This is a genomic window from Streptomyces sp. NPDC050121 (assembly GCF_044460385.1).
In the GTDB taxonomy this organism is placed as follows: domain Bacteria; phylum Actinomycetota; class Actinomycetes; order Streptomycetales; family Streptomycetaceae; genus Streptomyces; species Streptomyces soliscabiei.
The window spans coordinates 67,120-87,715 of record NZ_JBITJV010000009.1 but is presented as its reverse complement, the minus strand read 5'-3'; the positions used below and the strand labels follow the sequence as shown (position 1 = coordinate 87,715).

Below are 20,596 nucleotides of genomic sequence, written 5' to 3'. Positions count from 1 at the left end.
GCCGGCCCGGTTCGGACCGCTTCCGTCGGCAGCTGACGCTCTATGTGGGTGAGCTGGCGGGGGGACGGTCCCCCTGGGTGGCAGGGGTCCGCATCCGAGCGGTCCGTAGCCGAGCCGAACAGGCCGCCCGCGACACCGCGAGCGGCCTGCTGCTCAGGTTCTATCTACTGACTGTCCGTCAGCTTTCCTCGCCCGTACGGCGCCTGCGCGCGAAGTAGATCGCGGCGGTGCCGACCGCCACGACCGCGAGACCGGCACCCGCGAGGACGGGAGTGCTGCTAGACGAGCCGGTCTCGGCGAGATCTCCGTTCGTGGTCGGGTCGTTCGCCCCCGTGTCCGTGCCGGCCGCGGGCGTGGCCGACTCGCTGGGGCTCGGGGATGCACCCGCACCGGGCGTGGCCGACTCACTGGGGCTCGGGGATGCACCCGCACCGGGCGTGGCCGACTCACTGGGGGACGGGGACTCCCCCGTACCGGGCGCATCGTTGCCGGCGAGCTCCGCCGCGAAGACGCCTGCGATCACCTTGTGGCCGTCGGCGTTGGGGTGCGGATCCTTCTTCGTGCACGCCCAGGTCAGCTGGCAGATCTTGGCCACGTTCGCGGGCACCTCGCCCGCACCGGGCACGTTCACCTGGGTGGTGAAGTCGTCCGAGGAGAACGCCCCGGCCACGTCCGCCACCTTGAAGCCGGTGGACTTGTACACCTGGGTGATCCCCGTGTTGGCGGCCTTGACCAGAGGTGCCGACTCCTTGGCGGCCTGCTGCCCCGCGGCGCCCTGCAGCCAGGCCCCCAGGAACGGGTTGTGGTACGTCGAGCCCACGAACTGGGTGTTGTTCGCGCCCGCCTTGCGGAGCGCACCCGCGATCTGGGCGAGGTTCTTCGCCATGGTCTGGCTCGCGCTGTTCAGGCACGCCCCGTCGAGGGTGCCTACCGGGCTGACGCAGTTGAGGAGGATGTCGTTCGCGCCCACGCTGAGGGTCACGTAGGTGACCTTGCCCTGGTGCTGGGCCATGGCCTGAAGGGCGGCGTCCAGTTGGGACTTGGCGTTCGGGTAGTCGCACTTTCCGCCGTTGATCAGAGACTCGGTGGTCTCAGCGGTGCAGCCGAGGCGTATGTGCTTCAGTCCGGGGGTGCGCTGCTTGAGCTGCGCGTAGAGCTGGTCGGTGTAGGCGACGTCGGTGTCCTTGTTGACGTCCGGCTGGTAGCCGGTGGCCAGGGAGTCACCGAGCGAGATGTAGTACGTGGTGTCCTTGCCGCCGGTCGCCTCGTCGGCGGTGGCCAGTGCGGGCGTACTCAGCACGACCGTCATGGCGGAGATGGCCAGTGGAGGGCCGAAACGCTGAAGGGATCTCATCACTTGCGTGCGCTTTCCAGTGTGTTGGGGGGTGGATACCGAAAGGCATTGGCGTGAAGCGTGGCTGGAAGCAGCGAAACTCAGCCGCAACGGTTTTCCGGCACCCAAAGAAGGCCTTGATGAAGGCATCGGGGAATCCACCTCCGTGAGCTGCGGGATCTGCCCGACTTCGTCTCGGAGATGCAGGCGTCAATCTAGCAAGAGTGACACCGACTTGGACATAGGAAGCCCACAACATGACGATCTCTATGACGCGTGTAACCATCAGAAAGGCTCGAGCGGTCGGGAATTGGTCACCAGACTCACCGGTAACCACTCAATGAGTGATCAACTAGGCGGCGAATCTCCTCGCGGGTGGTCCGTCCACCTGCACGAACTGAACCGCTCCGGGACTGAGTAGAGGCTCAGGGGTTGGGTCAGGCTACCGGTTGGGGCTGACATTGAGCGTAGTAGTCGACCGCGCGTTCGGCGGACCGAGCGGCACCGGTCGGCGGAATACAGATTCTGGAGGTTAAGCCGATCTACCCATTCCGCAGAGCTGGAGGGCACACCGCAGATCGGCTCGACGCCGAACACCTTCTTGAACTCGCCGATGAACGCTATGAACTTGTTGACGGCCGGTCGAACTCGGCGAAGAAAGCGGGTCTGTCCAGCCAACGGTGTAACTCGGGTGATGTGAGTTAGCGGCGGCCGACGGAGAGTCGGCCGTCGAACGCGATGTCGAAAGCCTGCAGGGCGGGCTTCCAACGCAGGGTCCAGCGTTTGCGTCCCTGACCGGTGGGGTCGAGGCTCATGACGGCCATGTAGACGCATTTGAGGGCTGCGGCCTCGTTCGGGAAGTGCCCGCGGGCCCGGACTGCTTTCCGTATGCGAGCGTTGACCGACTCGATGGCGTTGGTGGTGCAGACGACGCGGCGGATCTCGGCGTCGAACTGAAGGAACGGTACGAACTCGGCCCAGGCGTTCTCCCAAAGCCGCACGATCGCCGGATACTTGGCACCCCACTCCTCCTGGAACTCCAGGAACCGGTCCTCCGCCGCACTTGCGGTCGGAGCCGTGTGGACAGGTTTGAGCGCGCGGGAGATTTTGTCCCAGTCCTGGCGGCCCGCGTAGCGGAAGGACGCACGTATCAGGTGGACGACACAGGTCTGGGTGACCGCCTGGGGCCAGACCGCCGAGATGGAGTCGGGCAGGCCCTTGAGCCCGTCACAGACGACCATGCACACGTCCTCGACGCCCCGGTTCTTGATCTCGGTCAGGACCTGGAGCCAGTACTTGGCACCCTCGCCGCCGTCGCCGGCCCACAGGCCGAGGATGTCGCGCGTGCCGTCCACGGTGACCGCCAGGGCGACGTAGACGGGCCGGTTCGCCACCTGCCCGTCGCGCACCTTGGTTCTGTCGACGATCTTGTGATCCGGACAGTTCAGACTCACCGTGCGAGCAGGACGCGTTTGCGTAGGAGATCGAGGCTGGCCCGGCCGAACATCTGGCGTTTGAGCATCTTCAGCCGGTTGATGTTGCCTTCGACGGCGCCTGAACTATGTGGCAGGGACAGACCGTTGTGGACGGCGTCGAAGTCGCGGCGGAGGTTGCGGGCGAAGCCCGCAAGTGGAGCCAGGGTGTCGTGCTCGACGCTGGCGATCCACTCCTCGAGCCGGTTGCCGTGGCGTGCGGTCATCATGACGGCGAACTTCCTGACGTGGCCGGTGAGCCGGTCCAGGTCGGGGTCGCGCTCACGCAGGCGGTGCAGCTTGTCGGCATCGCCGTCGCGGAGGTGTTCGGGATGGGTCATGATCCATGAGGTGACCTCACGGACCGAGGGAGGCTTGGGGCCGACGGCGGGTGCGTGTCCGCGCCCGGTGCGGTAGCGCCGCAGGTGACGCTGGACAGCCAACTCGCGTCCTGGATACCCGAGTTGCTGGATCTCCCGATGGAGCTGTGCGGCATTTCTTATGCCTTCGTTCCAACGTTGGTGCAGGTAGCCGACGTACGGGTCGACGATGTGCGCCCGCTGCAGGCTCTTGGCGACGACATCATCGGCGGAGCGGGCGTTGACCAGCTTGCGGACGGTGGCCTGGTGCAGCCCGAGCTTCCGCCCGATCGCCGCCTTCGACATCCCCTGCGCCCACAGCTCGTGGGCGGCGGCATGCTGCTCCCGCAGCCGGGTCACGATCTTCAGCTCCTTCGACGGCCGCACCACCTCGGGCTCCGCTTCCAGGTGGCCGGCGCCGTCTTCCGCTGCGGCAAGCGGTTCGGCCAGGTGGGAGCGGTGGGCGTTGACCGTCTTCTCGACTGCCTGGCCGAGGTTGGCCCACAAGTGATACCGGTCGGCGACCTGCTGGGCCTGCGGTGCTCCGACCCGCGCACCCTCTCCGTAACCGCTGGAGCGGTCCCGGCAGATCACCTTTCATCAGCCACCTCGACGCCGGTATCTACTACGGCATCGACATCTCGCCCGACATCCTGGTGGCCGCCAAGCAGACCCTCACCGAGCGCCGCCTCCAGGACAAGCTGCCGCACTTGACCATCACCGGCGACCTCACCCTGGACTTCCTGCCCGACAACCACTTCGACGTCATCCACGCACACAGCGTCTTTTCCCACTCGCCGCTGGAGGTCATCGACGAGTGCCTCGCGCACGTCGGCCGGGTGCTGACCGACACCAGGTTCTTCGACTTCACCTTCGACCGCACCGAGGGCACCGAACACCAGGTGCTGCGCGAGGACTTCTACTACCGCACCGAGACCCTCCTGGCCCTGGCGCGCAAGCACGGCCTGCACGCGCGTTTCATGGAGGACTGGGAGAAGCGCCCGCACGGCCAGTCGAAGATACGCGTCAGCCGCTCGCCCATTCCCACCACCTGAGCCGGTCCGGGATCCGACATGCCGTCCCCCATAGCGTCCCCAGGCACCCTGCTCGACCCGCCGCCGGACTCACTCACCGTCGCCCCGCCCCGGCCACCCGTCGTTGTCCTGCGGCCGCCCGTGCGCCGCGCATCACAGGGCCCGGCCCGGGCCGGGCGCTCACGGCAGCCGTGCCCGCGGGGCTCGTGCTCGCCCTGGGCCTGTGGGGGATCGCCCGCCAGGACAGCATGTGGCGCGACGAGGCCGCCACCCGGCAGGTCACCCACCGCAGCCTGCCCGAGATCTGGCACCTGCTCGGGCACGTGGACGTCGTCCATGGCCTGTACTACGTCCTCATGCAGGTGCTGTTCGAGGTGTTCGGCGACAGCCTGCTGACGCTGCGGATGCCCTCCGTCCTCGCCATGGCCGTCGCGGCCGCCCTCACCGCCGACCTCGGCGCCCGCCTCGCGGGCCGATGGAGCGGGCTCGGCGCGGGGCTCGCCTTCGCATTGCTGCCCGCTCTCCAGGCGTACGCGCAGGAAGGCCGCCCGTACGCGATGGTGACCGCCGCCGTCGCGCTCTTCTCCTGGCTGCTGGTGGCCGCCATGCACCGGCCGCGCGCCCGGACCTGGAGCGCGTACACACTCGTCGTCCTGCTCGGTGCGCTGCTCAACTGGTTCTCCCTGCTCGTGCTGCCCGCCCACGCCGTCACGCTCGCCGTCGCCCGGCCCCACCGCACCATCCGGGTGCGCTGGCTCCTCGCCGTGAGTGCCGCCGTACTCGGCGCCCTGCCCCTCGTCCTGGCCAGCCGGGGCCAGTCCAGGCAGGTCTCCTGGATACAGCCCACCACCCCCGGCACGATGTGCGCCGTCGCGGCCACCATCCTCGCGGCCGGCGGCTGCGCACTCCTGCGCCGCGCGCGCAGACCCGCCGGTCCGACTCCGGCCGCGGTGGGGAAACTGAGCCTGGCCGCTGTGGCCGTCCCGCTGTGCGCCGTCCCACAGGTGACGCTCCTCGCCGTCTCGCTCACCTGGCAGCCCCTCTACGTCGACCGCTACGTACTGTTCGCCCACATCGGCCTCGCCCTCCTCCTCGGGGCACCACTGGCCGCACTCGGCACGAGCCCGTCTGTCCGCCGTCCCACGATCCCGCTCGCCGCCGTCACCGCACTCGCGTTCCTCGCCCTGCTCCCCGTCGAACTGCACGTACGCAGCGCACCCAGCCGTGTCGACGACGTACTGGCCGCGGCCACCGTGGTGGAGGCGACGCGTGGACAGGGCGGCGCGGTCGTCTTCATTCCCTCAGCCCGACGCGACACCGCCCTGGTCACCCCGGGCGCGTTCGACGGATTGCGCGACATCGCCCTCGCCCGGAGCCCCGTCGAATCCGGCACCCTGCACGGCATCGAGACGGCCCCGGACACCACCGCCCGCGCCATGCTGCGCGAACGGCACATCATCCTCATCGGCGACGTGGAGACCCGCCCCGCCCACAACGCCCGCGACCGCGCCAAACAACGTGTCCTGCGCGAACACTTCACCAAACGCTCCACCACGATCCGACGCGGCCGCAGCATCACCGTCTACGAGCGCGTCGACCGCTCTCATCACGGCCGTTGTGCCTCCCACGGTTCGTAAACCAGCACGGGGCCGCGAAGAAAAAATGAAGACGGCTACGAGAGAACGGGGGACCTCGTGAAGCCATCCACGCGCCGACGATTGCCTTGCCGCCCACCGTCCAGGAGCCCTCCGGACCCGTGTGCAGGTGTGTGGCGGAGGCCACAGGAACCCCGCCAGATCCGCGGAGAGTAACGAGTGTGAAGCAAACAGAACCAGCAGAGCCGGTGCGGGCACGTATGCGGGCAGGGGACCGCGCGGCGTTCTCCGACTTGTACGACCAGTACGCGCGGGCGGTCTACAACCATGCCCTGCGGCTGACCGGCAACTGGTCGGAGGCCGAGGAGGTCATGTCCGAGACCTTCCTCGCCGCCTGGCGCACCCGGGAGTCGGTGGAACTGGAGGGCGGCTCACTCAAACCGTGGTTGCTCGGCATCGCCACGCACAAGGCGTACAACGCCAAGCGTGGTCTGCGCCGACGGCTCGCGTTCCTGGCGCGCAGCCCGCAACCACGTCCTGTCGAGGACTTCGCGGACGAGACGGCCGGCCGGATCGACGACGCCCGCCGTCTCGCGGTGGTCCACGAGGCGCTGGGCCAGTTGCGCCGCCAGGACCGGGAGGTGTTCGCCCTGTGCGTGTCGGCCGGGCTGGACTACCAGCAGGCCGCCGAGGCGCTCGGCATCCCGGTGGGCACCGTGCGCTCGCGGCTGTCGCGCGCACGGGCGAGGCTGGCCCGGCTCAGCTCCGGTCAACTCGACGGCGTGAAGCCGGAACCGCGGGGCCGTCGCGGAGAGAAGGAGAGTGAGGCCGCGTTCGCGGCCATGTTTCTGCAGGAGGAAACCGGATGAACACCAACAACCCGCCGAGCGCCGGTTCCGCCCGGAGTGAGGCCGAGGAGTTGCTGTCGGCTCCGGCCGAATGGGACCTCCCGCCGAGCAGACACCTCCACTACAAGGATGTTCTGATGCAGCAGATCGACCGCGACGGCACCACCCCCGCCACGCAGGTATCCCCGGCACCCCGCCGTCGGCTGCCGCGTCGGGCGGTGCTCGTGCCCCTCGCGACGATGGCACTGGCCGGGGCACTGGTCGTCACGTTCTCCGCCGGCGACCGCATCTCCGCCCCGACGACCGGAGCCGCAACCGAGGCCGCCAGGGCCAACAGCGCCTCCGTCACGCTCAACCGGATCGCCCTCGCGGCCATGGAAACCGACGCGACGCCGGTGAAGGACGGGCAGTTCGTGTACGTCAGGAGTCTGGTCCGCAGTAACGAAGGCGCCTTCGACGGTCCCGTACGGCTCGGTCCCGTGCACGAGCGTGAGCTCTGGAGGTCGCAGGAGCCCGGTCCGATCACCAAGACCGGCTGGATCCGCGAATCCGGAAAGGATGCCGTGATGCCCGGTCAGGTGACCCCCATCGAGGGCGAGGCCGTCCCGGCGGGCATCCAGCACCCCACGTACAAGTGGCTGGCCTCGCTGCCCACCGACCCCGACGCACTGCTCAAGCTGCTCTACACCCAGACCAGGGTCGAGGAAGGCGAGTCGAAGGAGCAGGCCGTCTTCTCCCAGATCGGCGACCTGGTGAGCGAAACGATCATGCCGCCGGCGAACGCCTCCGCGTTCTACAAGGCAGCCGCAAAGATCCCCGGCGTGAAGGAGATCCCCGACGCCGTCGACGCCGCCGGCCGGCACGGCATCGGCATCACCCGCGAGGACGCCGGGTCCGCGACCCGGGACGAGTGGATCTTCGACAAGGGCACTCTCGCCTACCTCGGCTCGCGGTCGTACATGACCAAGGACAAGGCCAGGGGCATCACGACCGACACGCTGTACGGCACCGACGCCGTCATAAAGCGTGCGGTCGTCGACCGTCATGGTGAGGAACCCGCCAAGACCGACGGCTGACCCCCGGCTGCGCAGACGGGTCGCGCGCAGCGGTTCCGCAGCCTGGTCAGGGCGGCGGGATCCTCGAAGTGCCTGACACAGGGGCCTGACCCGCTCAGCGGATCAGGCCCCTGTGCAGTGGTGGGGGCTGTGCTGGGGACAACTCCCACAACTCGTCCTGCACCAGCCGCTCAGCAGGACTCGTCGTGACCGGCCCGACGAGCAGCTGGCCAGAGCGGTTCGGTGGTTCCGGTGACGTCAGCTAAGCGGTGCGCGGGTGCGTAGCAGGTCGAAGGTCCTTCAGCGCGAACCCACGGGTCCACCGGTCCCACGACCTGCACCGGCTGTGTGCGACATCCCGTCCGCCATGAGCCCGGCCACCACGGGATCGACGGTGGCGAGTGCGGGGAAGCTGCTGCCGTCGATATCGAGCGAGAGGATGCGGGCGAGCTGGGCCCGGACGGCGTTGTCGGTCCCGTCCCCGGCGGGCACAGGGGCTGCCGGCGACGGGACCGCGTCGCCGCGGTGGACGGTGAGCTCCGCCCGTACCTTGCCTGCGGCGCCGTCTGATCGCGACGGCGGTCACGGCCGTCAGCCTCCGTGCGCCGTGATGGCGTAGCCCTCGGGACCGGTGAAAGTGAACGTGCGGCCGAAGGGTCGACGACGTCGTCGGTGGTCTCCGGCAACTCCTGGGCTCGGCCGATCCGTTGGGCCAGCAGCCATTGCAGCAGGGTGGTGCCGGTCACCGCCCTGAAGCGGCGGCCCAGATTGCGCGAGCTCATCCGCGCCTGGCGCGCCAGGTTCTCCACGGTGAGCGGTTGGTCGACGCGTTCGATCACCCAGGAGAACAGCGCGGCGTGCGGGTGGTCGGTACCCCTGCGGATGATCCGCAGCAGGCGCTGCCCCGCGTCTCATCGATCTCGCGGACGCGTACTCGTTCTGCCATCTGGACAGCCTGGCGACACCGTGTCGTCCGGACCAGCATTCGCACAGCGCGTCACAACGGGGAGCAGTGGAAGAACGTCGAAGCCGCTGGACCCGAGGCTGCTGTACGACGTTCGGGAATCCTGAGGAGTCAACGGATTGGTGTGTGACGGGGATCACGTCAGGGGGAGAACCTGCCGCTCGGGCCGGGCGTCTAGTGGGCGTGAGATCAGTCAGAGCAGCGCTGCACGAGCTGGACGAGGAGCGTCTCGTCCGGCTGGTGGCCAAGGGCGACCGTGCCGCGTTCGAGGAGTTGTACCGGCGTACGTCGCCGTGGATGGCGGTGCGGCTGCGCCGCCGCTGCGCGGACGAGCAGATCGTCGCCGAGGTCATGCAGGAGACGTACCTGGCGGTGTGGCGCGCGGCGAGTGCGTTTGCCGGGGCCGCGGCCGGAGGAACGGCCGTCGGCTGGCTGTGGACGATCGCGGCGCGCCGCCTCGTCGACGCGTTCCGGCGCAGGGCCCACCACGCGGAGCCGCCGCCCGCGGCCGCCACGCAGCCCGCGACGCCCGCCGCCGAGGAGGAGGCGCTCGCGGCGACCGTCGGCGGTGACGTCGGGGACGCGCTGCGGCGCCTCGCGCCGGAGCTCAGACAGGTACTGCAGGCCATGGTGCTCGACGGGCTGTCCGTCCGGGAGACCGCGGTCCTGCTCGGGCTGCCCGAGGGCACGGTCAAGACCCGTGCCCGCCGGGCCCGGATCGCGATGCGAAAGGCGCTGGCATGAGCGTGGAACACGCGTCGATGCGGATCATCGACGGTTACGCGCGCGGCGACACGGACATCGCCGCCGACGAGCTGTGGGCCCTGGAGGCGCACCTGGAGGCGTGCCGGCTGTGCCGTGACCGGCTTTCTGCCGCCGTTACGGCACAGACGCCCGCCGTGGCGGCGCTGGTCGACACCGTGTGGTCCGGCCTGGAACCCCAGCTGGCCACGGCCGTCACGATGCCGCCCCGGAGGCGCTGGTCGGCGCGGCTGTCCGCGTGGATGACGCCGGTGATGGTGCCGTGGCTGGCCATGGTCGTGAGCGTGACACTGCTCGCGCTCCTGTTCGACCTGGTCGGCACCGGCTCCGGCGACATGTCGCTGGTGCTGCTGTTCTCTCCGGTCCTGCCCGTGCTCGGCGTCGCGGCGTCGTGGTCGCAGGGGCTGGACCCGGCGTACGAGCTGACGGCCTCGGCGCCCAGGGCCGGGCTCTACCTGGTGCTGCGTCGCACCGCAGCCGTGCTCGCCGTGGTCGTCCCCGCGCTGCTGGTGGCCGGCTGGGTGACGGGGATGACGGCCGCGCAGTGGCTGCTGCCCTGTCTGGCCTTCACCTCCACGACCCTGGCGCTCGGCGGTGTCGTCGGGGTGACCCGCGCCGCCGTCGCGCTGGCGGGCGCCTGGGCCGCCGTGGTCGTGGCGCCCACCCTGGCCGCGCACCGTGTGACCTTCGCCCTGCAGACGGATGGTCTGCCCGTATGGGGGCTGATCCTCGCGCTCAGCATCGGCGTCGTGATCGCCCGCAGGGGCGCGTACTCCGTACTGGGAGCCCATCGATGACCATCGGAAAGGAACACCACATGACATCCGCGGCGAACGCGGCTGACATCGCACCGACTATCCACGCCTGGGAGATCCAGGCCACCGGGCTGAAGGTCAAGGTCGGCAGGAACCGGATGGCGGTCAACGGGCTCGACCTGAATCTCGGCATCGGCGTACACGGCCTCCTCGGCCCCAACGGGGCGGGCAAAACCACCCTCATCCGGGCGCTGGCCACCGTGCTGCGCCCCACCGGGGGCACCCTGGAGCTGCTCGGCGAGTCCACGGGCGGCATGGGTGAGCACCGTGCGCTGCGCCGCCGGATCGGCTATCTGCCGCAGGAGTTCGGCTACTACAAGCGCTTCACGGTGCGCGAGTTCGTCGAGTACATGGCGTGGCTGAAGGAAGTGCCCAAGGCGGACATTCCCGCGGCGGTGCAGCGCGCCGTGGAACGGGTGGGTCTGGCGGACCGTGCCGATGAGAAGATGAAGGCCCTGTCGGGCGGCATGGTGCGCAGGGTCGGTATCGCTCAGGCCATCGTCAACGACCCGTCGATCCTGCTCCTGGACGAGCCGACGGTCGGCCTGGACCCGGCGCAGCGGCTGCGCTTCCGCGAGCTGCTGCAGGAGCTGGGCAGGGACACCTGCGTGCTCGTCTCGACCCATCTGGTGGAGGACGTCGCCGCCGCCTGCACCGACGTGGTGCTCTTCGCCGAGGGCCGGCTGGTCTTCCAGGGCTCTCCGGACGAGCTGGCCTCGGTGGGCGGCCCCGAGCACGTGGGCGACAGCCCGCTGGAGCGCGGCTACTCGGCGCTGCTGCTCAATCCCGAGCAGGGAAGGGGCTCCTGGTGAACGTCCGTGTCCTGCGCATCGAGCTGAGGCGCTCCGTCGCCCCGTGGGCCGGGGCCGTGCTCCTGGCGTCCGCGCTGGCGTTCCTGTACCTGCTGGGCGTTGGGAGCGGCACCACGGCGTGGACGGCCCAGTGGACGGCGCTGGCCCTGGGGACCCGCGGCCTGCTGGTCTACCTGTGGCCGCTCGCCGTGGGGCTCGGGGCGCTGCAGGGCCTGCGCGACCACCGCTCGACGATGGCCGAACTGCTGACGAGCACATCGCGGCCCGCTTGGCACCGCGCGGCCACGCTGGCGGGCACGATGGCGATCACGCTGGTCTCGGCCTTTGCGCTCTTCGTCCTCGGGGGTGCGGTCCAGGTGTTCGCCAACACCGAGTACACGCACCTCGGGTGGCTGCCGATCTCGCTGGTGGGAGCACTCTCTCTCGTCGCGGGGGCCGTGCTGGGCATGGGGGCCGGGCGGGCCATGCCGTCCGCGCTCACCCCGCCCGCGCTGGCCATGGGCGCCTTCGTGTTCACAGCGCTCATGCACATGTCGATGGAACGGACGGACCCGGCGACGGGAATGCTGAGCACGGAGCCGAGCAGGGTCTCGCTGCTGTCACCGGCGGTGGGGGAAGTGCGCGACGCGCTCGTCACGCTCTCCGCCTCCGTGCACGTCGGGCAGACGCTCTGGCTGCTCGGCCTGGCCGCGACCGGCTTCGCGCTGCTGGTCGACGCGACTCCGCGCGCCCGGCTGATCGCCCTGACGCCCGTCCTGGCGGGCGCGGCGGTAGCCCTGCTCGTCCTCCCCTCCGACCCGCGCCGGATCTATGTCGTCGACGAGGCCGCCGCGGAACTGGTGTGCGACGGCCCGGTGTGCGTGGCCAAGACGCAGCAGGCGCGACTCGCCGACCTGGCGGGTCCCGGTAAGGAGGCGCTGCGTCTGCTGCACGGCGCCCTGGGCGACCAGGCGCCGGTCTCGGTCCGGGAGAACACCGCCGTACTGTCGGACGGCGCCATGCCGCAGTGGTCCCGAAAGACCGTGCTCTTCGACTTCGACGACGACCTCATCGTCGCCGCGCAGGGCGAGGAGCTGACCTGGGCCCTGATCGCCGAAGGCATGGTGCCAGGGTGCTCCCCCGTCGGCTTGCACACGATCAATGTCAATGACGCCGTCGCGCAGAGCGTCGCGGTGGGCTGGGTCCTCGGGGATCTCAAGCCGCTGCCCGGCACAGTGTCAGCAAGTTTGGGCCTCGACGCCAAGGCCCGCCCGGTGTGGAAGGAACTCAAGGCGCTGCCGGAAGCAGAGCAGCTCTCACGCATCAACGCGATGCGCGCCGCCGCGCTCTCCTGCAAGGGCGACGCGTACGACGCACTGACGGGCGGTGCGTCCCGGTGAGATGGCTGATGCTGTATGCGCGCTCGCGTCAGGTACCCGCGTCACTCGCCGCGGTGGTGATCAGCGCGGTGGCGGTGTGGGCACTTGCCCGGGACGGCAGCGTGGGGCCCGGCGATCCGCGGATGCCCGCGATCATGATCGTCGCGGGGGTGATGGCGGCCTCGATCGGGCTCGGCGGGCAGGACGTCGCGCTAGACCGGACGGCCGCGATCCGCTGGGTGCTCCGCAGGGCGGCGCATGTGCTGCTCATCGGCGCGGTCGTCGGCGCGGTGCTGCTGGCGGTGCAGACGATGGGCGAGGACGTGGCCACCACCGCGTTCGTCGTCCGGAACAGCGCGGGGCTGATGGGGCTCGCCGCCATCGGGGCGACGGTGTGCGGGGCGCAGTACGCGTGGACGCTGCCGATTGCCTGGCTCGCGTTCTCGTTCTTCGCCCCGCCCCCGACGAGTGCGCCGATGCAGGTGGCGAACTGGATGCTGCTGCCGCCCGGCACGGCGGCGGGCACGTGGACGGCCCTGGTCCTCGCGGTCGTCGGCACCGCGACCTACGCCGTCGCGGGTCCCAGGCGGTAGCCGGGCCGGGGCACGCCCGTGAGCGCCCGCGCCGCCCGCCGCAGCGCTCACGGGCGGTCAGCCGCGACGGAGAGCTCGTGAGCGTTCTCCTTGCCGCGGACCACGCCCAGCTGTTCACGGCGAACCGGCCGCGGGACCTCGTTGGCCACAGCTTCGCCGCGTCGGAAAAGGGTCTTCGGCCGGCCACCCGGACCCGGTCGTCGCTGGTGAACGACACCTCGGCGATCTTCGCCACCGGCATGCCCTGCATGTCCGTCCACGGCGCCTTCTCGAACGGGGACCAGGACGGGCAGTACCCGGTCATCGGCTACGGGCATCCCAAGGACCGGCGGGTACGTAGCGGTCGACGTAGAGGGGCTGCCAGGTGAGCGAGACGGCGAGGAGCGTCACCTGTGGGACGGCGCACAGCGGGACGGCCACAGCGGCCAGGCTCAGTTTCCCCACCGCGGCCGGAGTCGGACCGGCGGGTCTGCGCGCGCGGCGCAGGAGTGCGCAGCCGCCGGCCGCGAGGATGGTGGCCGCGACGGCGCACATCGTGCCGGGGGTGGTGGGCTGTATCCAGGAGACCTGCCTGGACTGGCCCCGGCTGGCCAGGACGAGGTCTCCCACAACTCGTCCTGCACCAGCCGCTCAGCAGGACTCGTCGTGACCGGCCCGACGAGCAGCCGATCTGGATCGAAGGATTGAGCCTGGGGGAGTGCAGGCCCCGCCGGTGGGTCATCCCTGCGTCAGAGCAGGGTAGATGCCCGGCCCGATCGAGGAACTGCATTCCAGGTGAGCTCGTGAACCACCGCGGCGCCGGGCAAGTCACCGCGCGAACCCGCCGCGGGACGCGGCAGAATGCACCCATCCCCGCGCGGGTTCCCCACCAGGGGCGTCCAGGATTGTGAGAACTCGCGCGCTTTCCTGCGGACCGACATCAAGGCCCACCGCCCGCTCCCCGCCGACAGCGAGCTCGGCCAGGCCGTCGCCGTGCTCGCCCGCGCCCACCAGGACGCGATCTGGGACAAAGGCCAGCTCGTCAACCGACTCCACTCCCACCTGCGCGAATACTTCCCGACCGCCCTGCTGGCCTTCCACGGCACCGGCAAACTCGGCCTCGATTCCGCCCACGCCCGCACGGTTCTCACCGCCGCACCAACCCCGGCCGCAGCTGCCAGGCTGACCCGCACCCAGCTCCGGGCACTGCTCAACCGAGCGGGCCGACTCCGCCGCTCCGTCGACGAGCTGGTCGAGCGCCTGCGGGAACTTTTCCGCTCGGAGTAGATGCGTCAACTACCACTGGTTGAACAGGCCATGGGCCAGCAAACCGCGGCCCTGCTGCGGCAGCTCGACGCCGCATGCACGAGCGGAGACGACCTGGCCGCAGCCACCGAGACAGCGTTCCTGTCCCACCCGGACGCGCAGATCATCACCAGCCTGCCCGGCCTGTCGGTCATGTCCGGCGCGCGAGTCCTGGCCGAGATCGGAGACGACCCCACCCGGTTCACCGACGCCAAAGCCGTCAAGGCCTACGCCGGTGCCGCACCGGTAACCCGCGCCTCGGGCCGCAGCCACATCGTGGTGGCCCGCACCGTCAAGAGACAGTCGCGTCGCTCATCAGGTGCTACTTCCATGATCGGGAGTTACACCGAAGACCGTACAGACCCCGGCCTGATGACCAAGCGTCGTAGCCGTGGTGACGGCGGCCTGCACTGGGACGAGAAGAGACAGCGGTGGATCGCGACGGCGAAGAGCTTCGTGTCGCTGCTCTCCGACCGGGGCGTCCCGCTGGAAGAGATCTCCCGGCTTGTCGGACACTCCGGTACGGCCGTGACAGAGGAGGGCTACCGGAAGCAGATCCGTCCCGTGATCCAGACTGGTGCCGTGGTCATGGATGGCATCTTCGGCACCGACCAGCAGCGGCCGTAGTCACGCGGGAATCACTCAGGAACCGATAGTCACGCAGTTAGACACGCAGCCCAAACAGACGGGGCACCCAGTAAATTTACTAGGTGCCCCGCCTGCTGTTTCTCTGTCGGGGTGGCGGGATTTGAACCCACGACCTCTTCGTCCCGAACGAAGCGCGCTGCCAAGCTGCGCTACACCCCGATATCGCTGCTTTTCCTGCTTGTCGCGGCGACGTCGTTTACTTTAGCCCACTGGTGGCTGGAGACGAAATCCGGTTTTGCCGCGGTGGCCGATCGGGTTGGGGCGGGCGTGGTCGAGGGCCACGAGGAGGACCGCGAGGGCGTAGAAGGAGAGGCCGAGGAGGAGGGCGTTGGCGAGGGCATGCCTGTAGCCGTGGGCCTCGACGTCGAGGAAGGGATAGAGGTAGCGGCCCGGTGTGCCGGTGTGGATCAGTTGGGCGCGGGCGAGGGAGAACACCAGGTAGACCAGGGGGTAGAGCATCCACGTAGCGGCCCGGCGCAGACGCATTCGGCCCGGGGCGGTCAGCAGTAGCCAGTCCAGGACGGCGGCCAGTGGTGTCACAGTCTGGAGGAGGTGCCCGACGATCATGTGCCAGCCGGTGAGGGTGGTCGTCGTGCCGGTCAGGGAGAAGGGGACGGCGGCGTCCGCCAGGAGCAGGTGGTAGACCAGGCCGGTGATCACGACGTAGAGCAGCGTGGCGCCGGTCACGGCGGAGGGGAGGGGGCGGCGGGCCGTCCACGCCCGACGGGCGGACAGCAGCATGACCAGGGTCAGCAGGATGTTGCTCTGGACCGCGAAGTGACTCAGGACCCGCAGCGGGCTGCCGAGCAGGAGGGCGAGCGTCACGCCCGCTGCCGCCGTGCCGGCCAGCAGCAGACGGAGGACGGCGGCCAGTCGGCGGCGTACCGGGGGCACCACCGCCGCGGCGGGGACGGAGGAGAGCAGGAGCGCGTGGGTCCGCGGAATCGCGGGCAGATCCGGGAGGTCCCTGGGTATCGGCGCGGTCATGCCCTCACGCTAGGCAAGGGGGACAAAGGGGGCGATGCGGGTGGTCCGTCCGGGGGACCCAGGCCCTCAGGGTCCCGGCCCCTCGGCTCCCGGCCCCGCCCCGGCTCCCGGCCCCGCCCCCCTTTCCCTACTCCTTCTCGACCAGTGTCAGCAACGTCACCTCCGGCGGGCATGCGAACCTCACCGGGGTGTAGCGGTTGGTGCCGCAGCCTGCCGAGACGTGGAGGTAGGACGTACGGCCCTCCGCCGTGTGCGTCGAGAGGCCCTTCACGCGGTCCGTGTCCAGGTCGCAGTTGGTGACCAGGGCGCCGTAGAAGGGGATGCAGAGCTGGCCGCCGTGGGTGTGGCCGGCCAGGATCAGGGGGTAGTCGTCCGCCGTGTAGGAGTCCAGGACTCGCAGGTAGGGCGCGTGCACCACGCCCATCGAGAAGTCGGAGGACGCCGACGGGCCGCCGGCCACCTGTGCGTAGCGGTCGCGCTTGATGTGTGGGTCGTCCAGGCCCGTCAGCTCCACCGACGCGCCCTCGACCTTCAGCACGCCCCGGGTGTTCGTCAGGTTGAGCCAGCCCGCCGCGTCGAAGCCGTCGCGCAGGTCCTCCCACGGGTTGTGGATCACGCCGACGGCGGGCGCGTTGCCGTTCAGGCCGTGGCGGCCCTGGACCTTCTCGAGGAGATAGCGGGCGGGATTGCGCGGTGTCGGGCCGTAGTAGTCGTTCGAGCCGAAGACGTACGCGCCCGGGAACTCCATCAGGGGGCCGAGGGCGTCCAGGACCTCGGGGATGCTGTCCGGGTCGGACAGGTTGTCGCCCGTGTTGATCACGAAGTCGGGGCGCAGGCCGGCCAGCGAGCGCAGCCAGCGCTGCTTCTTGCGCTGGCCGCCGACCATGTGGATGTCGGAGACCTGCAACACGCGCAGGGGACGCATTCCGGCGGGCAGGACGGGGACCGTGACCCGTCGGAGGCGGAAGGAGCGGGCTTCGAAACCCGCCGCGTACACCAGGCCGGCGGCGCCGGCCGCCGCAATGGACAGAGGTACTCCGTATCGCGCGCGCATACGTCCATCGTGTCAGACGCCGCCGACGCTCTTTCCGCAGCGCCCCCTTGACCGCGTTGGCCCGCAAGTGCCTTCCGGCGCGGTGGTTCCGGCGTCCGTGCCGCACCGCCCGCTAAATGAGCGGGCGCCTGGCTGTCCACACCTGCGACAATCACACCCATGACCACGCTCAAGTCGAAGCTGCAGGAAGACCTCAACGCCGCGATCAAGGGGCGCGACGAGCTCCGCTCCTCGACGCTCCGGCTGACGCTCGCCGCGATCACCAAGGAGGAGGTCGCGGGCAAGGAGAAGCGCGAGCTCTCCGACGACGAAGTCCTCAAGGTGATCAACAAGGAGGCGAAGAAGCGCCGGGAGGCGGCCGACGCCTTCGCGCAGGGTGGTCGGGCCGAGAGCGCCGAGCGGGAGAAGGCGGAGGGCGAGATTCTCGCCACGTACCTGCCCAAGCAGCTCAGCGACGAGGAGTTGGACGCCATCGTCGCCCAGGCCGTCGAGGAGGCGAAGGCGGCCGGCGCGGAGGGGCCGCGGGCCATGGGCGCCGTCATGAAGATCGTGAACCCGAAGGTGGCCGGCCTGGCCGAGGGCGGCCGCGTAGCCGCCGTCGTCAAGAAGCTCCTCGCGGGCTGACCCGCCCCACCCCCCACCGGACCCCTGCCGGAGGCCTCCCCACCGGACCCCTGCCGGAGGCCTCCACGCCGGAGCCGGCCCGCACGACGGACGGTTCCGCCCGAGGCTGCTGGCCCGGCGCGCGCCGGTCGCGGCGCGCCGATCGGCTCTCCGCCACCCGGCCACCCGGCCACCCGGCCACCCGGCCGCCGCGCCAACGCTGGAAGCCTCCCGCCGGAGGCCCTCGCATCGGAGGCCCCCGCATCGGAGGCCGCCCCGCAAGACGAACGGCCCCCGTCTCTCCCTGCGAGAGACGGGGGCCGTTCGCTGTGCGCCTACTCGGCGCTGATGGCCTTCGGTGGCGGTGGGCTCAGTTGCGCCTGCCGCCGCCGCCGTTTGCGTTGCCGTTGGTCTGGCCCTGGAAGAAGGTGCCGGTGCCGCCGTTCGCCGTGCCGGCGTTGGTGGTGCCGTTGGTGAGCAGGCCGCCGAGGAAGCCGTCGTTGTTGCCGCCGGTGCCGCCGTTGTTGTTGCCCCCGCCGTTGTTGTTCTGGCCGCCCTTGTTCTTGTCCGGGGGGTTCGGGATGTTGACGATGTTGAAGGGCGGGGCTTCCTTGCCCTCGAGGGCGCCGGTCATGGCGTCCCGCCAGATCGGGCCGGGGGTGTCGCCGCCGTAGACCTGTGCGTGGTAGACACCGCCGATGGTGATGTCGGTCATCTCGACCTTCTGGGTGGCGCTGCCGACCCAGACCGCGCCCGCGAGGTTCGGGGTGTAGCCGACGAACCAGGCGTTCTTGCGGGAGTCCGTCGTACCCGTCTTACCGGCGTTGGCGCGGCCGGAGAGGCCGGCCTGCTTGCCGGTACCGGAGTCGGTCACACCGCTCAGCAGCGTGTTGATGGTGTCCGCCGTCTTCTCGTCCATCGCGCGCGAGCAGGTCGACTTCGGCACCTCCAGCGACTTCTTCGTGCCGCCCACGGTCTGGGTGATCGACTCTATGGCGATCGGGGTGCAGTACATGCCCCGGCTGGCGAAGGCGGCGTACGCGCTCGCCATGGTGAGGGGGGAGAGGCCGGTCGAGCCGAGGGTCATGGACGAGGGGACCTCGGGGACCTTGTCGCCGTTGCCCTGGACGACGCCCAGCTTGTCGGTCATCTTCACCACGGGGCACATGCCGATGTCGGCGAGCATCTGCACGAAGTAGGTGTTGACCGACAGCTCCATGGCCTTCTTCAGCTGGTACGGCCCCTTCTCCGACTGGCTCTCGTTCTCCACCGTGTCGTTGCCCTCGTTGGTCCACGGCCTGCTGCTGCACGTCTGGACCGTCGCCGGGTACGGCATCTGGTACGGCGCCGGGTACGACTGGTTCGGCGGACGGCCCTCCTCGATCGCCGCTGCGGCGAGGAACGGCTTGAAGGTCGAACCGGTCGGGAAGCCGTAGTTCGAGCCGCCCATGGAGGAGTTGACGGAGTAGTTGTACTCCGTCTCGTTCTTGCCGTAGCCGTACGGCTTCGACTGGCCCATGGCGAGGATCTTGCCGGTGCCGGGCTCGACGAGAGTGGCGGCCGCGGCGACCTTGTCCGTCTGGTAGACGTGGTCCTTGAGCGAGTCCTGGACGGACTGCTGGGACTGTGGTTCGAGCGTCGTCCGGATCGTCAGACCGCCCTGGTTCCAGACCTTCGCCCGGTCCTCCTTGGTCTTGCCGAAGACCGGGTCGCTGAGGAAGACGCGCTCCACGTACTTGCAGAAGAAGCTGGCGCCCTGGACGGCGGTGATGCAGCCGTTCTTCGGCTGCTTGACCTTCAGACCCAACGGGGCCCGCTGTGCCTTGGCGGCCTCGCCCTCGGTGATGTCACCCACGTCGGCCATGCGCTTAAGCACGACGTTGCGGCGGTTGACGGCCGTGACGTCGTCCTTGACCGGGTCGTAGACGGTCGGCTGCTGGACGAGGCCGGCCAGCATGGCCGCCTGGGGGAGGGTGAGGTCCTTGGCGTGCGTGGAGAAGTACCGCTGGGAGGCGGCTTCGACGCCGTAGGCCTGCTCGCCGAAGAACGTGATGTTCAGGTAGTTCTCGAGGATCTTCTTCTTGCCGAGCTCTTCCTCGAGCTGGATCGCGTACTTCAGTTCCTTGATCTTGCGGCCGATGGTCTGCTGCGTGGCCTGTGCGACCTTCGTCGGGTCGTCGCCCGCCTCTTCGATGGCGACGTTCTTCACGAGCTGCTGCGTGAGCGTCGAGGCGCCCTGGGAGACCCCGCTGTTCTGCACGTTCTTGTTGAGCGCGCGCAGGACGCCCTTCAGGTCGATCGCGCCGTGCTCGTAGAAGCGCGAGTCCTCGATCGCGACGATCGCCTTCTGCATGTACGGCGAGATGTTCTTCAGGTCGACGACCGTGCGGTCACGGGAGTAGACCGTGGCGATCTGGCCGCCCTGGGCGTCGAGGATCGTGGTGCGCTGGCTCAGCGGCGGCGTCTTCAGGTTGGCCGGGAGTTCGTCGAACGACTCCACCGACCCCTTGGCGGCCAGGCCCAGCGCGCCGAACGCGGGCAGGGCGATACCGGCCAGCACCGCTCCCGCGAGCACACTGACACCGAGGAACTTGGCGGCCTGCTGCGTTGACGACAGACCACCGCCCGAGCGCTTTTTTGGCATGGGGGCAGCCTACGTTCTCATTCGCCGGACACACGTCAATGCCTTGGCCTAAGCTGCTCTCAACTGTCACAGCAGCAGGGCTACGTATCAATACGTCCGGCGACCCCGAATCGTTCCGGAGGTTCCTCAACTTTTTTGTTGGGGGCGTGTCCGAATCCGCCTTGAGTGTCACCCGGCGTCCGTTGTGACCCAACTGAACTGTCCCGCTTGTCGGGAAAATGGTGTATGTCGCAGGCTCACTCCCCCGGGTGATCTGCCGCTTACCCATAGTCCGTTCGGGCCATTCAAGATTGGGCCCGAAGGGGGTGTTGCGCTGTGCCCACCTTCCGTAACGTCCTCAACTGGCGGCGGTGAATATGCCGCTGCCGCCGTGGGG

At 69.5% G+C, this 20,596-nt stretch carries 16 protein-coding genes, 1 tRNA gene and 5 pseudogenes; 13 read left to right on the top strand and 9 right to left on the bottom strand.

Going from position 1 to position 20,596, the window contains the following annotated elements; all coding sequences use genetic code 11:
- Positions 1–178 precede the first annotated feature (178 nt).
- From ACIBTS_RS16080 to ACIBTS_RS16070, 3 genes and pseudogenes are all read right to left on the bottom strand, one after another.
- The gene (locus ACIBTS_RS16080; RefSeq protein WP_399319828.1) at positions 179–1,309 is read right to left on the bottom strand and encodes a GDSL-type esterase/lipase family protein; all 1,131 of its coding nucleotides are present in this window, start codon (positions 1,307–1,309) and stop codon (positions 179–181) included.
- 725 nt (positions 1,310–2,034) lie between these two features.
- Positions 2,035–2,745, bottom strand: a pseudogene (locus tag ACIBTS_RS16075) (IS256 family transposase); the annotation flags it as partial.
- A 38-nt stretch (positions 2,746–2,783) separates the two neighbouring features.
- Positions 2,784–3,758, bottom strand: a complete 975-nt coding sequence (locus tag ACIBTS_RS16070) for a transposase (RefSeq protein WP_399319826.1) — start codon at positions 3,756–3,758, stop codon at positions 2,784–2,786.
- On the opposite strand from ACIBTS_RS16070, the pseudogene ACIBTS_RS16065 reads away from it, so the two are divergent.
- From ACIBTS_RS16065 to ACIBTS_RS16050, 4 genes and pseudogenes are all read left to right on the top strand, one after another.
- Positions 3,755–4,219, top strand: a pseudogene (locus tag ACIBTS_RS16065) (class I SAM-dependent methyltransferase); the annotation flags it as partial. The gene ACIBTS_RS16070 and the pseudogene ACIBTS_RS16065 sit on opposite strands and share 4 nt — an antisense overlap.
- 170 nt (positions 4,220–4,389) lie before the next feature.
- On the top strand, positions 4,390–5,835 hold the full coding sequence (locus tag ACIBTS_RS16060; protein ID WP_399319824.1) for a glycosyltransferase family 39 protein: 1,446 nt from the start codon (positions 4,390–4,392) through the stop codon (positions 5,833–5,835).
- 206 nt (positions 5,836–6,041) lie between these two features.
- Complete coding sequence (locus tag ACIBTS_RS16055) at positions 6,042–6,662, top strand: RNA polymerase sigma factor (protein ID WP_399320121.1); 621 nt, start codon at positions 6,042–6,044, stop codon at positions 6,660–6,662.
- The gene (locus ACIBTS_RS16050; protein ID WP_399319823.1) at positions 6,659–7,717 is read left to right on the top strand and encodes a CU044_5270 family protein; all 1,059 of its coding nucleotides are present in this window, start codon (positions 6,659–6,661) and stop codon (positions 7,715–7,717) included. The genes ACIBTS_RS16055 and ACIBTS_RS16050 overlap by 4 nt, the downstream gene beginning before the upstream one ends.
- Positions 7,718–8,340: 623 nt before the next feature.
- On the opposite strand, the pseudogene ACIBTS_RS16045 reads toward ACIBTS_RS16050, so the two are convergent.
- Positions 8,341–8,565, bottom strand: a pseudogene (locus ACIBTS_RS16045) (helix-turn-helix domain-containing protein); the annotation flags it as partial.
- Between the two features lie 278 nt (positions 8,566–8,843).
- Here ACIBTS_RS16045 and ACIBTS_RS16040 point away from each other — a divergent pair.
- From ACIBTS_RS16040 to ACIBTS_RS16020, 5 genes are read left to right on the top strand one after another with little or no spacing between them, the layout of a single operon-like run.
- Positions 8,844–9,404, top strand: coding sequence for an RNA polymerase sigma factor (locus tag ACIBTS_RS16040; RefSeq protein ID WP_399319822.1), 561 nt, complete (start codon positions 8,844–8,846; stop codon positions 9,402–9,404).
- On the top strand, positions 9,401–10,219 hold the full coding sequence (locus ACIBTS_RS16035) for a zf-HC2 domain-containing protein (protein ID WP_399319820.1): 819 nt from the start codon (positions 9,401–9,403) through the stop codon (positions 10,217–10,219). The genes ACIBTS_RS16040 and ACIBTS_RS16035 overlap by 4 nt, the downstream gene beginning before the upstream one ends.
- A complete protein-coding gene (locus tag ACIBTS_RS16030) occupies positions 10,216–11,049 on the top strand; it encodes an ABC transporter ATP-binding protein (RefSeq protein WP_399319818.1) in 834 nt (277 codons plus the stop codon). Before ACIBTS_RS16035 ends, ACIBTS_RS16030 begins: the two co-directional genes overlap by 4 nt.
- Positions 11,046–12,428, top strand: a complete 1,383-nt coding sequence (locus tag ACIBTS_RS16025) for a hypothetical protein (RefSeq protein ID WP_399319816.1) — start codon at positions 11,046–11,048, stop codon at positions 12,426–12,428. The genes ACIBTS_RS16030 and ACIBTS_RS16025 overlap by 4 nt, the downstream gene beginning before the upstream one ends.
- Positions 12,425–13,000 (top strand): hypothetical protein, encoded by a 576-nt coding sequence (locus ACIBTS_RS16020; protein WP_399319815.1) that lies wholly within the window; start codon positions 12,425–12,427, stop codon positions 12,998–13,000. Before ACIBTS_RS16025 ends, ACIBTS_RS16020 begins: the two co-directional genes overlap by 4 nt.
- Before the next feature lie 300 nt (positions 13,001–13,300).
- Here the strand turns inward: ACIBTS_RS16020 and ACIBTS_RS16015 are convergent, their stop codons facing one another.
- Positions 13,301–13,609, bottom strand: coding sequence for a hypothetical protein (locus tag ACIBTS_RS16015; protein WP_399319813.1), 309 nt, complete (start codon positions 13,607–13,609; stop codon positions 13,301–13,303).
- A gap of 231 nt (positions 13,610–13,840) precedes the next feature.
- Between ACIBTS_RS16015 and ACIBTS_RS16010 the strand changes: the two genes are divergently transcribed.
- The 3 genes and pseudogenes from ACIBTS_RS16010 to ACIBTS_RS16000 all read left to right on the top strand — a co-directional run.
- Positions 13,841–14,266, top strand: a complete 426-nt coding sequence (locus ACIBTS_RS16010; protein WP_399319812.1) for a transposase — start codon at positions 13,841–13,843, stop codon at positions 14,264–14,266.
- Positions 14,267–14,533: pseudogene (locus ACIBTS_RS16005) on the top strand (transposase); the annotation flags it as partial.
- A 198-nt stretch (positions 14,534–14,731) separates the two neighbouring features.
- Positions 14,732–14,911, top strand: a pseudogene (locus ACIBTS_RS16000) (site-specific integrase); the annotation flags it as partial.
- A gap of 106 nt (positions 14,912–15,017) precedes the next feature.
- Here the strand turns inward: ACIBTS_RS16000 and ACIBTS_RS15995 are convergent.
- The 3 genes from ACIBTS_RS15995 to ACIBTS_RS15985 all read right to left on the bottom strand — a co-directional run bounded on the left by ACIBTS_RS15995 (position 15,018) and on the right by ACIBTS_RS15985 (position 16,973).
- Positions 15,018–15,091: transfer RNA gene (locus ACIBTS_RS15995), tRNA-Pro, on the bottom strand.
- Positions 15,092–15,133: 42 nt separating this feature from the next.
- Positions 15,134–15,919, bottom strand: a complete 786-nt coding sequence (locus ACIBTS_RS15990) for a Pr6Pr family membrane protein (protein ID WP_399319811.1) — start codon at positions 15,917–15,919, stop codon at positions 15,134–15,136.
- Between the two features lie 127 nt (positions 15,920–16,046).
- Entirely contained in the window at positions 16,047–16,973 is a 927-nt protein-coding gene (locus ACIBTS_RS15985; RefSeq protein WP_319677859.1) for a metallophosphoesterase, read from the bottom strand.
- A 159-nt stretch (positions 16,974–17,132) separates the two neighbouring features.
- On the opposite strand from ACIBTS_RS15985, the gene ACIBTS_RS15980 reads away from it, so the two are divergent.
- Positions 17,133–17,597, top strand: coding sequence for a GatB/YqeY domain-containing protein (locus ACIBTS_RS15980; RefSeq protein ID WP_079660800.1), 465 nt, complete (start codon positions 17,133–17,135; stop codon positions 17,595–17,597).
- A 349-nt stretch (positions 17,598–17,946) separates the two neighbouring features.
- Here ACIBTS_RS15980 and ACIBTS_RS15975 read toward each other — a convergent pair whose 3' ends face one another.
- Positions 17,947–20,220, bottom strand: a complete 2,274-nt coding sequence (locus ACIBTS_RS15975; RefSeq protein ID WP_399319809.1) for a transglycosylase domain-containing protein — start codon at positions 20,218–20,220, stop codon at positions 17,947–17,949.
- Between the last annotated feature and the right edge of the window lie 376 nt (positions 20,221–20,596).

What these genes read in the sequence shown, in the direction of transcription:
- ACIBTS_RS16080 (WP_399319828.1), bottom strand. Translation starts at nt 1,309, where the DNA reads ATGACGGTCGTGCTGAGTACGCCCGCACTGGCCACCGCCGACGAGGCG.
- ACIBTS_RS16050 (WP_399319823.1), top strand. Translation starts at nt 6,659, where the DNA reads ATGAACACCAACAACCCGCCGAGCGCCGGTTCCGCCCGGAGTGAGGCC.
- ACIBTS_RS16035 (WP_399319820.1), top strand. Translation starts at nt 9,401, where the DNA reads ATGAGCGTGGAACACGCGTCGATGCGGATCATCGACGGTTACGCGCGC.
- ACIBTS_RS16030 (WP_399319818.1), top strand. Translation starts at nt 10,216, where the DNA reads ATGACCATCGGAAAGGAACACCACATGACATCCGCGGCGAACGCGGCT.
- ACIBTS_RS16010 (WP_399319812.1), top strand. Translation starts at nt 13,841, where the DNA reads ATGCACCCATCCCCGCGCGGGTTCCCCACCAGGGGCGTCCAGGATTGT.
- ACIBTS_RS15990 (WP_399319811.1), bottom strand. Translation starts at nt 15,919, where the DNA reads ATGACCGCGCCGATACCCAGGGACCTCCCGGATCTGCCCGCGATTCCG.
- ACIBTS_RS15985 (WP_319677859.1), bottom strand. Translation starts at nt 16,973, where the DNA reads ATGCGCGCGCGATACGGAGTACCTCTGTCCATTGCGGCGGCCGGCGCC.
- ACIBTS_RS15980 (WP_079660800.1), top strand. Translation starts at nt 17,133, where the DNA reads ATGACCACGCTCAAGTCGAAGCTGCAGGAAGACCTCAACGCCGCGATC.
- ACIBTS_RS15975 (WP_399319809.1), bottom strand. Translation starts at nt 20,220, where the DNA reads ATGCCAAAAAAGCGCTCGGGCGGTGGTCTGTCGTCAACGCAGCAGGCC.